The sequence below is a fragment of the Flagellimonas sp. 2504JD1-5 genome, assembly GCF_053618295.1.
In genome coordinates this window covers 1,331,817-1,345,174 of record NZ_JBSIOU010000002.1, presented here as the reverse complement: position 1 = coordinate 1,345,174, position 13,358 = coordinate 1,331,817, and the positions used below count along the sequence as shown (strand labels likewise).

Annotated in this window: 7 protein-coding genes; all 7 read left to right on the top strand. The window is 39.6% G+C overall.

Translation table 11 applies throughout. The annotated features are described in order from the left end of the window. The first annotated feature begins 86 nt into the window (after positions 1-86). A complete protein-coding gene (locus ACULLG_RS15555; RefSeq protein WP_452127718.1) occupies positions 87-1,037 on the top strand; it encodes an NAD-dependent epimerase/dehydratase family protein in 951 nt (316 codons plus the stop codon). 84 nt (positions 1,038-1,121) lie between these two features. Continuing rightward, complete coding sequence (locus ACULLG_RS15550) at positions 1,122-1,721, top strand: RNA polymerase sigma-70 factor (RefSeq protein WP_452127717.1); 600 nt, start codon at positions 1,122-1,124, stop codon at positions 1,719-1,721. Between the two features lie 222 nt (positions 1,722-1,943). After that, complete coding sequence (locus ACULLG_RS15545) at positions 1,944-3,059, top strand: FecR family protein (protein ID WP_452127716.1); 1,116 nt, start codon at positions 1,944-1,946, stop codon at positions 3,057-3,059. Between the two features lie 184 nt (positions 3,060-3,243). Next, positions 3,244-6,726 (top strand): TonB-dependent receptor, encoded by a 3,483-nt coding sequence (locus ACULLG_RS15540; RefSeq protein WP_452127715.1) that lies wholly within the window; start codon positions 3,244-3,246, stop codon positions 6,724-6,726. A gap of 9 nt (positions 6,727-6,735) precedes the next feature. Then, positions 6,736-8,604: a RagB/SusD family nutrient uptake outer membrane protein gene (locus ACULLG_RS15535; protein WP_452127714.1), complete on the top strand. Its 1,869-nt coding sequence runs from the start codon at positions 6,736-6,738 to the stop codon at positions 8,602-8,604. Between the two features lie 108 nt (positions 8,605-8,712). Then, positions 8,713-12,039: an FG-GAP-like repeat-containing protein gene (locus ACULLG_RS15530; protein ID WP_452127713.1), complete on the top strand. Its 3,327-nt coding sequence runs from the start codon at positions 8,713-8,715 to the stop codon at positions 12,037-12,039. Positions 12,040-12,103: 64 nt separating this feature from the next. After that, on the top strand, positions 12,104-13,327 hold the full coding sequence (locus ACULLG_RS15525) for a cytochrome c3 family protein (RefSeq protein ID WP_452127712.1): 1,224 nt from the start codon (positions 12,104-12,106) through the stop codon (positions 13,325-13,327). Positions 13,328-13,358 lie beyond the last annotated feature (31 nt).

The window sequence follows — 13,358 nt, the reverse complement described above, 5'->3', positions numbered from 1 at the left end:
CCGTAAAATAATGTTTATTTAACATAATTTTCAATTTTATAATCGGTTTAACATAAATTTGAAAGGAACAAACGCTTAAGAGCTATATGAACCCAACTATTTTGATAACTGGAGCAAGTGGACAACTGGGCACTGTATTAACGGATGCGCTCCAACTCAAATATGGAAAGGATAATGTGATTGCTTCCGACATAAGGTCTCCCGAATATTTTGATGGGACTTTTGAAATATTGGATGTGACCGATGCCTCTAGACTGGAGGAAATAATTCAAAAATATGGAATTGGGCAAATATTTCATTTGGCAGCAATACTGTCGGCCAATGGGGAGCAAAATCCTTTGAATACCTGGGAAATAAACATGAAAGCCTTGTTGAATGTTCTTGAAGCGTCAAGAAGACATAAGGTGGCCAAAGTTTTTCACCCTAGCTCTATTGCTGTTTTTGGTGAAAGTGCACCTCCGGTAAATACTCCAAACGACTCCTTATTAGATCCATTAACCTCTTATGGCTTGAGCAAGGCGGCAGGGGAGAACTGGGGGAAATACTATTTTCATAAATATGGTTTGGATGTAAGATCATTGAGATATCCGGGTATTATTGGATATCAATCAAAACCTGGTGGAGGAACAACGGATTATGCTGTGGAAATATTCCATAAAGCCGTTGCAGGTGAACCCTTTACTTGTTTTTTGGATAAAGGAACAACCTTACCGATGATATTTATGGATGACGCGGTTAGGGCTACTTTGGAATTAATGGAGGCGCCAAGAGAAAACATAAATGTAAGAACATCCTACAATATTGCGGGTATTAGTTTTTCTCCAGAAGAGGTTACCGCCTCAATTAGGGAAAAATATCCTGATTTTGAGGTGGACTATGCTCCAGATCATAGACAAGAGATTGCGGACAAGTGGCCAAAAAGCATACAAGATAAAGAAGCAACACGGGATTGGAGCTGGAAACCCAGATACAATTTATCCCGAATTACAACGGAAATGATAGATAATTTGCAAGGTAATTATGTGGATTTTGTGTAATCTAAATACCGGAATTAACAAAAAGAACTAAAAGTGTGTAGGTACACATATTAAATTTGGATGATGTAGATTAAATTTTATACCATGGAACGTAAGCTGCAAGAACACGGGGAATATCAATTTCAGCAATTTAAAAATGGTAGTGAAATCGCTTTTAAAGCATTTTTTGACCGCTACCATGATCAAATTGTAGGTTTTTGTATGCAGTTTATTGGAGACTTGGATGAATCTAAAAATGTGGCACAAGAAGCGTTCATAAATCTCTGGTTAAGTAGGGAAAAAGTAAAGGAGCCCAAGGGAATCCGCTCATTTCTATATACTTCAGCAAAGAGTAATTGTCTTAATCTACTTCGTCATAAAAAGGTGGTGCACAAATACAACAGCCAATACATAAAACAGAAAGAGAGACAAATTAATTTGGAGGTTCTTCGGGCAATGGAGTTTGATACCGCCACACTTTCCGAACTCGAAATTTTAATTCAGAACTCCATCAAAAAACTTCCGGAAAAGTGCAAACATGTATTTAATATGCGTCGTTTGGACAACAAAAAGAACAAAGAAATTGCCGAGGAGCTCAGTATTTCAGTCAAAGCGGTTGAGGCCAATATGACAAGGGCGATGAGAAGTCTTAAGCACAGTCTTTCCAGCTATATTTCTCTTTTACTTTTAATAATTTTTCAGTAAAACATAAAAAAATACAAACCCGATATAGGGTTATCTGGTTTGTAAGTGTACTAATAAGCAAACATCAGGTTTAGCGTACTCTGAAGGTTTTTTTAAGTTAGTTTGAGTTAGTTAAAAGTTTCAGAGGGGCGAGCCCCGCCCTTCTGACTTTTGACTTATGAATGCCAAACCAGATGGGAACGGATAGAACTTGAAAAGAATTTCCAAATTCTGAAAATACAGATGGAGAACAAACTGATTAACAAATATCTCTCTGGAAAAGCCACTGAGGATGAAATCAAAATCATTTTTGATTGGATTGAAGCATCGCCAAAAAACAAGCTCGAATTTATAGAACTCAAAAAAATATGGAGCTTGTCCGTTGAGGTTGATGGCGACAAGGAAGAGGCCTGGAGACGGGTGCAAAAGCGATTTATGGAACTTAAAAGAAGAAAAAACATAAAATCTTCTTTAAAATATGCGGCCATTCTGGTTGTTGGTCTTGGCTTGGCTGCAAGTCTGTTATATGACAAAGTAGTGGTTCAGTTACCGGAGGACCAGATTGTTTTGGAGCTTAGTGATGGTACAAAAAAAATAATCAAAAGCGATGGTAGCCAAAAAATTATTGGTGCTCACGGTAATCTATTGGGCAGGCAAAAGGAAGATGGAATTTCGTATAGCAATACTGAAATTGATTCCCAAAAAGGAGAAATCGCTTACAATACCCTTTATATTCCTTATTCAAAAAGGTTCAATCTTGTGTTATCAGATGGAACCAAAATCCATTTGAATTCCGGCGCTACGTTAAAATATCCTGTAAAATTTTTGAAAGGAGCTTCCAGGGAGGTCTTCTTGGATGGTGAAGCCTATTTTGAAGTCACCGAGGATAAATCAAGGGAATTTGTGGTTAGGGCCAATGGTTTGACCACGAGGGTTTATGGCACTAAGTTCAACGTGAATTGTTACAAAGATGACGATGTTCACGAAGTGGTCCTGGTAAGCGGGTCAATAGGTGTTCAAAGAGATAGCACAAATACCGAGGAACTTTTGTTGAAACCAAACGAGAAAGCGGCATTGGGCAAAGATGGTCGACTTTATCATGAGTCTGTTGACGTATCTGGTTATATAGCTTGGATAGATGGTGTGTTGGTTTTTGAGAATGAACGACTGGAAAATATCCTTCGAAAATTGGAAAGACATTATGACGTTTCCATAAAAAACAATTACACCGCAATAAATGATAATAGGTATACAGGATACTTCGACATAGAAAGTGTCGACGACATACTAAGAACTTTTAGCAAACACAAACCATTTGTCTACGAGGTAAATGGACACGATATAACAATTAACCCATAATTCAAAAAACGCCTATGCAAAAACAACTTAAATGACCAAAAAAAAATCAGGAAATGCTGCAACATTCCCTGATTAGAAAAACAATTTAAATAATCAAACAAAATATCTAAATCAACTCAAAATTATGAATAATTATTTGTGTTTTTTAGGGAAGGCCAGATTCTTTCCTAGAATTGACTTAAAGATGAGATTGACATTTATTTTTCTTTTAGTTGCCCTCTTTAAAATCAACGCCAGCAGCTATTCTCAAGTAACCAAGGTTTCCCTTGATTTGGAGAATGTGAGTGTGGCGGAGGTCTTCAATGAAATAAAGTCAAAAACGGAGTTCAAAATATTGTACATGAACGCTGAGATAGATCTAAATCGCAAAGTATCTATACGAGTAAATAAAAGCCGTATCGAGAAAATTTTGCATATCCTTTTTCAGAACACTGAAATAACATATGAAATTGTTGGAAAGCAAATAGTCCTGCGTTTAGAGCCCCAAAAGTCAATTGTTAAACCCAAAATTTCTATTGAACCGGATGCATCTGTTGATGAAATCCAGTTGGATATTCAAGGAAATGTTACGGATGCAGGCGGAGAGCCTTTGCCAGGTGTAAACATTGTGGTTAGAGGAACCACCATTGGCACCCAGACCGATTTTGACGGGAATTATGCCATAAAGGCCGCCCAGGGTGAAGTTTTGGTATTTACATATTTGGGAATGCTTACACAGGCAATTGCTGTAACTAGCAATACCACTATTAATGTGGTTATGCAGGAAGATGCTGCTAGCCTTGATGAGGTTGTGGTAGTAGGTTATGGTACGCAAAAGAAAGCTACGTTGACAGGTTCTGTATCCACTACTACAGGTGATGCACTTGAGAAATCATCGGCTCCTAACTTAACACAAGCACTGTCAGGTAAAGTGGCTGGAGTATTTGTAGATACCGGTAGTGCCATTCCTGGTAACGATAATTCAGCAATTCGGATTAGAGGAACAAATACGTTCAATAATTCCTCTGCACTTATTGTAATCGATGGTATTCCAAATAGGGCAGGTGGAATCGGAAGAATCAATCCTGCAGATATTGAGAGTATCTCAGTGCTGAAGGATGCTTCTGCAGCCATTTATGGAGCAAGGGCGGCCAACGGAGTTATACTTATTACCACCAAACGTGGTAAAAAAGGTCCTGCAGCCGTGAAATTTAGCTCTACCTATGGTCTTCAGAGCTTTACCACTCTGCCAGAAATGTTGACGGGTGCTGAATATATGGATTTGGTAAACGTACTTAATGTTTACAAGTTGCCAGTTTCTGAATGGGATGCAGCCCATGCAGGAAGAGGAGCGCCTTATGTTCGATCTGATAACGGAGAAACTGTAAATCCAACCTTTACTACTGAAAGAATTCAAAACACTGAGGCTGGAAATGACCCATGGGCATTTCCCGATACGGATTGGTTTGAGGAATTAGCGCGCAAAAGTGCCCCTGTAGCCCGACAGAACATGCAGATTTCAGGAGGTAGCGAATACGTTACGTATTTGGCTTCATTGGGCCATATGACCCAAGATGTTAACTTTAAGAATGCTCCTGATGCTTTTGAGCAATGGGATTTACGGGTAAATTTGGATGCGAAGATAAGTGAGACACTAAGTATGGATGTTGGTTTGTATGGCAGGCAAGAGGAAAGCCGCCATGCCACACGAAACATCATCCCTGACCTTATCAGACAATATCCTTGGTTCCCAGCTTTTTGGCCTACTGGAGAATTTGGTCCAGATATTGAAAATGGAAACAATCCCGCAATTAGAGCTACAGATCAACCAGGTTATATAGACAGGGATCGTTCCTATATCCAAAGTAACCTCGGGTTGACCTTTAAGGTGCCAGGTGTTGACGGATTGGAGTTAAGAGGAAATGTTTCATACGACAAGTTCAATTATGACTTTAAACAATGGAACAGACCTTGGCAATTGTATACTTGGGATGGGGTTAATAGAGATTCTTCTGGATTAACCTTGGCAGATCGTGGTCCAAGTGACCCAAGTCTTACTCAAGATCATACAACACGAACCGATTTCACCGCAACTTTTAATGCTTCCTACGAAAAGGATTTTGGGGATCATTATTTTAAAATCCTTGGAGGGGTGACTCGAGAAGAAACCGAGCAAACTTATACCAGAGCTTTTAAAAGATTCTTTTTGTCCAGCGAATTGGACCAATTGGATTTTGGGGGAACTGAAGGTCAGTTTAGCGAAGGAAATGCTTTTGAGAACGCTCGATTAAACTACTATGGACGTTTAAATTACACATTCAAAGACAAGTATTTGTTGGAGCTATTGTTTAGATATGACGGTTCGTATCTATTTCCAGCGGAAAATCGTTTTGGATTTTTCCCCGGAGCTTCTGCAGGATGGATTGTTTCTGAAGAACCCTTCTTTCAAAAAGCCTTACCATTCTTTGACTATTTTAAGCTAAGAGGATCTTACGGTCAATTGGGTAATGACAATGTTCTTCCATACCAGTTTAATTCCTCTTATGAACTATCCTTTACCGGTTTAGGAGAAATTGTTACCACGGCTTTTGAAAATAAAGTGGCCAACCCTGATATTACCTGGGAGACAGCTACTTCTAAAAACATTGGTTTTGATTTTAGAGTACTAGATAATAGATTGTCAATAGGGCTAGATTATTTTATCAATACCAGAGAGGACATCTTGACCACCCCGCAAAAAACTTTGCCTGAGTATAGTGGTATTGCAGCTCCAGCTGTAAATATAGGAGAGTTTGAAAACAAAGGTTTTGAATTATCTGTTGGGTTCAGTGGTGGAACCGATTCTGGTGTAGGCTATGACATTACATTTAACATAAGTGATTCGAACAATAGATTGATATTCTTTGATGAACCCGATTTAGCCGATAGACCTTGGCAAAGAGAAACTGGAGGAGAAATTGGACGACCATTGCTGTACAAATTTGATGGTGTGTTCCGTACCCAAGCAGAAATAGATTCCGAAACCTTGGATTACAGTGGAGTTACTCCGGCACTTAAGCCAGGTGATGCCAGAGTGGTGGATATCAGTGGAGACGGTACTATTGGTCCTGAAGATAAGATCAGGACAGGCGGAAGCGCCTTTGCAGATACGCAATTTGGATTGAACACTGCGCTTACGTACAAGAATCTTGATTTTAATATGTATTGGGCAGGAGCTGCAGGTGGTTATAGCAACTACGAATGGTCCTTTATGTCAGGAACTTTGGCAAATGTGCAACGTGATGTTCGAGATCGCGCTTGGTCTCTGGATAACACCAATGCACCCCTGCCACGTTTGGCCGATAGGGGAGACCAATGGTATTCTGGTCAAACCGATGCTTACCTGATTACTAGAGATTACATTCGTTTAAAATCTTTGGAAATAGGGTATAATTTTGATGATAGTATCGTAAAGCTTATTGGAGCCAAAAGCATGCGTCTTTCCTTCTCAGGAACCAATTTACTCACCTTTACAGATTTTCCTTTTGATCCCGAAACCTTGCAAATTGGTAATGGAGATCTTTCAGACAATGGAACTAGAGAAAATTTTGACGATGGTGCGCAGGGTGTAAGTGGTGGTAATGTCAACAATGGCGGTGCATATCCTTTGCTTAAGACGTATAATGTAGGATTTCAAGTAACATTTTAAAAATTTATCATGAGAAAGAACATTTTAAAAATCACGACACTGGCTGCATTGGCACTCTTTGTCGTTGGATGTGAGGATGACTTTTTAGAGACCACCCCGCTCAGCGAGATAGCTGATACGAGTGTTTGGTCTGATAGAAAACTAGCCGAAGCTGCAGTTTTGGATTTGTACCAAGGCACATGGGCTGGAACCCTTACTCGAGAGGAAACCACTGATGCTTTTACGGATCAAGCGGTTTTTACCCACCCAGGACGGGGTGTGGACGGTTATACTGAGGGTAAAATGAACCCTGCAGGAAACTTTATGGATATGCAATGGTTCAGTTGGCCACAAATATACCCTTATATACGTAGTGCAAATATTGCTATTCAACAATTAGAAGCCAATGAAGCGGAGTTTGATCAAGCTTTTGTAGATCAAATGTTGGGCGAAGCCTATTTTATGAGAGGATATTACTACACCCAATTGATGCGACAATTTGGCGGCGTAGTACTTTTGACCGAACCATTGACATTGGATAGCGAAGCCAACAATCCACGCGGGACTTTTGAAGAAACTATCAATCTGATTGTTTCCGATTTAGACCGTGCAATTGTTTTGTTGGCAGATGCTCCCGCAAGCAAGGCACGTGCCCATCTACTCACTGCTTTGGCTATGAAGTCAAGAGCATTGACACATGCAGCTAGTGATTTATACGAGCCATCAAAAGCATCATCAGTACCAACGATTGCTGGTTACAGCAATAGAGAACTTATTGGTTACACTAGTGGTACACAAGCGCAACGATGGGAAGCAGCTAGAACTGCTTCAAAAGCTCTGTTGGATGCTACCACAGGCTACAAATTGGACTATACAGCTCCAGCTTCACAAGCGGAAGCTATTCAAAACTATGAGGACATTTGGCTTCAAGGTGATGAAAACCAGGATTTTATTTGGGGTAGACTCATCGAAGAATTCGGTTTTGGATCAAGAACTTATCCTGGAGGTGATGGATGGTCACAAGGCCCTGGTATGGTAGCGCTTTATCATGGTCCCAATGGATATCATGAATGGGCAGGAACTACGCCTACCGAAGCTCTGGCATCCAAATACACATTTAATGATGGTACGGAATTCGATTGGGACAATCCTGCACATGCTGCAGATCCTTATACCGATCGCGAAGCTCGTTTTTATGCTACCTTCCTGTTTGATGGTGCATCTTGGAAGCAAAGAACAGATGATGTTGTGATTCATGATAATTTCAACGAAATTCAGACTGGTTTCTATACCTTTTCAGATGGAACCATTAAGAATGGGGTTGATACTAGACAAGGTCCGATTGAAGATTGGAACGGATCTAGAACTGGATATTATTTCAGAAAATTTGCAGACCCTAGACAACCAGCTTCATGGCCAAGTAATCTTCAAAAAGTGGATGCGCCATATATTCGCTACAGCGAAGTGCTGCTAAACTATGTTGAAGCCAACATCAATTTAGGAGATGAGGGTGAAGCCATTGCATGGTTGAATAGACTACGGTTTAGAAATGGTCTTCCAGCGGTTACAGCAACAGGATCGGATTTATTGGAATTGTATAAAAGAGAACGTGACAAGGAACTGGTGAATGAAGATGCGAGACTCTTTGATATGAAACGCTGGTTGGAAGGTCCTTATTCATTGGATAAACCTGCACAACAAGTTGTAATCCAAGGAACTCAGATACCGGGAACCACTGTAGACAATTATAGAAAAGACCCTGCGTCTTGGAATTATACCTACAGACCAGTTGACCTTGTTTTTGAGAACAGAATATGGCAAGACCATGTCTATTTTATGCCCATAAAGCAAGAAGAGATTGATAAAGATCCTTCTTTAATTCAAAATCCAGGATACTAGAATTCCTGTGTTAAACAATAAGAATAGCCCTGGTTTTTCAGGGTTATTCTTATTTTAAAGACATACCTTATATGTGATTTAGAATACAACCTGCCAACTACATTATACATGAATCTCCAGATGAAAAAATATGTTTCCCTCCTTGTCTTAATGACCTTGCTGTTTTCGTGCCAGCAAGAATCCAAAAAGATGTTCTCCAAATTGAATCCTTCTCAAACTGGAATCCATTTCAAAAACAAGCTATCCGAAACCCATACCTACAACTATTTCATTTACCCATACATGTACCTAGGTGGGGGAGTGTCTATCGGAGACATCAACAATGATGGCCTTGAAGATATTTTCTTTACCGGGAATATGGTTCCCAACAAACTGTATTTGAACAGAGGGAACATGGAATTTGAGGACATTTCTGAAAACGCAGGTATCCAAGGAGATTCCCGCTGGTATTCCGGAACCACTTTTGTGGACATTAACCAAGATGGATATTTGGATATTTATTGCTCGGTCAGTGGAAAAGATGCCCCGCATAACAACCAACTGTACATAAACAACCAAGACAACACATTTACCGAAAGGGCCGCTGAATATGGCATAGATTGTACAGGCGTAAGCATGCAGTCCACCTTTTTCGATTACGACAAAGACGGTGATCTAGATCTATACGTAGCCAATTATCCGCCAACCAGTTTTACAGCCCCAGTAGCCTATTATCATTACATGCTTGAAAATCATTTAGATGAAGATTCGGATAGACTCTACCGAAACGATAATGGACAATTCACCGATGTCACCAAAGAATCTGGTTTAAGTTCATTCGGTCTCAGCTTGGGAGTAGTTGCGGCAGATGTTAATGATGATGGGTATACAGATATTTTTATATCCAATGATTTCAATGCTCCAGACTTCCTCTTTATAAATAATCAAGACGGCACTTTTACCAATCAAATCAATACAAGTTTACAACAAACCTCCTTTTTTGGAATGGGCGCTGATATAGCCGATTTCAATAACGATGGTTTTATGGACATTTTTCAGTTGGATATGTCCGCTGAAGATAATTTCCGTTCCAAAGCAAATATGTCCTCAATGGACCCAGATGCCTTTTACGAGTCCGTTGATGTTGGACTGCATCATCAGTACATGCAAAATTCCCTCCAACTAAATAATGGCAATACGAGTGGAGAACTTCCACTTTTTAGTAACGTCTCACAACTGGCCGGAGTAGCTTCCACCGATTGGAGCTGGGGAGGCCTATTGGCTGACTTTGACAATGACGGTTGGAAAGATCTTTTTGTGACAAATGGCATCCGTAGAGATGTAAATAACAAAGACTTTTACGCAAAGTATCGCGAGTTTTTCGATAAAATGGAGAACGACCCCAACTATAAAAACAAAGAGGAAGAAGTTGGGTTGCTGAATTATTTAGAAGAACTTCCTTCCGAGAAATTGAGCAATTATATGTTCAAGAATAACAAGGATCTCAGTTTTACCAGAAAGATGGAAGAATGGGGTTTTGAAGAGAAAACATTTTCCAATGGGGTGGCGTATTCCGATTTGGACAATGATGGAGATTTAGATCTCATTATAAATAATTTAGAGGATACGTCCAGTATTTATCAAAACAATTCCTCTGACAACAATCAGCTTACAATCAATTTAAATGGAGCAAAAAAGGTGTTGCCCAATGGAAGCAAAGTTTCCATATATACCTCCGATGGAATGCAAGTTCAAGAATACAATACTGTGCGAGGTTATTTGTCTTCCGTATCTCCTTTGCTTCATTTTGGATTGGGGCAAGCCGAAAATGTAGATAGTGTTTTGGTACAATGGCCGAACAATCGAACATCAAAACTTGCAGATGTAGAAAGTAACCAAAGGTTGACCATTACCTACGATGAGGCAACAACAGTAACCAAGCAACCCGTAGGGAAATCCAAAAAAGGATATAAAAACAATTTTCAGACGGTAGACATGGTTGACCCTTTTGTGCATGAAGAAAATCCGTTTAACGATTTTGAAAAAGAAATTTTGCTACCTCATAAAAATTCAACATTGGGCCCCACTCTGGCGACTGGCGATTTAAATGGTGATGGACTTGATGATTATATTGTTGGTGCCCCAATAGGGCAGATTTCTGCAGTTTATTTTCAAAATAAGGATGGAGGTTTTGAACTTCAGGAGATACCTGATTTAAAGAAAGACCAGTATCACGAGGATCTTGGAATTATAATATTTGATGCAGATGACGATGGTGACAATGACTTCTATGTGGCTTCCGGAGGCAATGAATTTCCCTCGGGGTCTGAAGGTTACCAAGACCGATTTTATGAAAACTTGGGTGATGGAAAATTCCAAAGAAATTTGGAAGCAATACCAGACCTTAGAATTAGTGGATTAAATATTTCCACTTCGGATTACGATCATGATGGAGATTTAGATCTGTTTGTAGGTGGTCGATTGGTTCCTAAAAAATATCCACATCCTTCTGATTCCTATTTGTTAGAAAACATTAGTTCAGAATCAGGACCTAAATTTGTCGATGTAACTAAAAAAGTACTTCCTGAACTCGGCGCTTTAGGTCTGGCCACTGCATCAAGCTGGGTAGATTTTGATAATGATGGATGGGAGGATCTAGTAGTTGTCGGTGAATGGATGTCTATCAAATTTTACAAAAATCAGAACGGCACGTTTACCGATGTATCTGAGCAACTTTTGGCCGGAAACACTTCGGGCTGGTGGTTCGATATTCAAAAGGGAGATTTTGACAATGATGGAGATCAAGACCTTATCGTTGGAAACTTGGGCAAGAATTATAAATATCATGCAAGTGACGACGAACCCTTTAAAGTATACCTAAACGATTTTGACCAAAACCGAAGTTCAGACATTGTATTGAGCTATAAGAAAGATGGTACCGAGTTTCCGGTAAGAGGGCGGCAATGTTCCTCACAACAAATGCCAGCCATAAAGCATAAGTTCAAGGATTATAACTCCTTCGCGAGTGCCAACCTAAATCAAATATATACTTCACAGATGTTAGAGGAATCGTTGAGTTACGAAATCATCTCCTTTGCAAGCGTCTATCTTGAAAATAAAAATGGGAAGTACATTGCGCGCCCTTTGCCTCAATTGGCGCAGGTATCAAGTATCAATAAATTTGTTGTGAGCGATTTTGACAAAGATGGCAACCTGGATGCTGTTTTGGCTGGAAACCTGTACAACGCTGAGGTGGAAACACCACGAAACGATGCTAGTTTTGGACTTTTCCTTCAAGGAGATGGTGCAGGAAACTTTGAGCCAAAAACCATGATGGAATCCGGGTTGAAAATCGTTGGGGATGTACGTGATATGGAACTGCTTTCCAAAAATGGAGAGAAACACATACTCGTGGCCAAAAACAACGCCCCGGTACAATTGATAAAAGTGAATTAATTCTGAATTACGCATTTATTCCACACAGCATAAATGCGAAGGAATTTGCAAATAAAAGGTTGGGATGAACAAGGAACACTTATCCAGAAGCTTAATCATTTTGTTGATTGTGCTCTTTGCAGGTCCAGCCTACTATTGTAAAAATTCTAACATTGAATCCGATTATTATAGTCCCGAAACCATTGCAACCCATTTTAACGGCGAGCAATTTGTAGGGTCCCAAACCTGTTTGGAATGTCACGGTGATATTTATGCCACTCATATAGAAACGGCCCATTTCAAAACCTCTGTGCCGGCAAATTCAGAAAATATAAAAGGTAGTTTCGAAAGTGGTTCAAACATTTTGGATTTAAGGGATGTGGAATTCGTTATGAAACAAGAAAAAGATTCTTTCTTTCAGCATTCAAACATTAAAAATAGGGCTATCGAATATCCGCCCTCAAAGTTTGATGTGGTCATAGGTTCTGGGGTTAGAGGACAAACCTATTTAACTTGGGAAGATGATGGATTGTTTCAACTACAGCCTTCCTACCATACTCCATCGGACAGTTGGATCAACAGTCCCGGTTATCCAACCTATAACCTAAAAAGACCCATAGATGATGCTTGCTTAAAATGCCATCTCACCTTTGCTACCAATCTGAATATTGAAAAAAGAAACAAGTACAATAAGGAACAAATGGTTTATGGAGTTGATTGTGAGAGATGTCATCGTCCAGCTGCTAAACATGTGGCCTATCATCGAAAAAATCCTGAGGTGACCGAACCTAACCATATGTTGAAATTGAGTGCGTTGCCCAAACAACAGCGTTTGGATATATGTGCCCAATGTCATTCAGGTCTTCGAGAAGTAACCTTAAAAGGCAGTCCATTTTCTTTTTTAGCTGGGGATAACCTGAATGAATATTCAAAGAATGTAGAAGTTAATAGCTCAAACAGCAATTTGGATGTACATGGTAACCAATATGGTCTTCTCACCAGTAGTGAATGTTTTAAACAAGCCGGGACCATGGATTGTAGCACATGCCATAATCCGCATAAAAACCAACGTGGAGACTCAAGCCATTTTAACCAAAAATGTATGGAATGTCATAATACAACTCAGGTAACATGCACTGCTGAACCCAACAAAATAGGGCAAAAGGAAAATAATTGTATTGCCTGCCATATGCCGAGTTTTCCCTCAAGAATAATGAAGGCTCAGGTGGTTCAGGATAGCGTAGAAACTTCTTTTTCTATAAGAACCCATTTAATTGCGATTTATCAAGAAAAGCAATGGAATAAATAGAAAAGAACCCACAACAATAAATAAAAGAAGA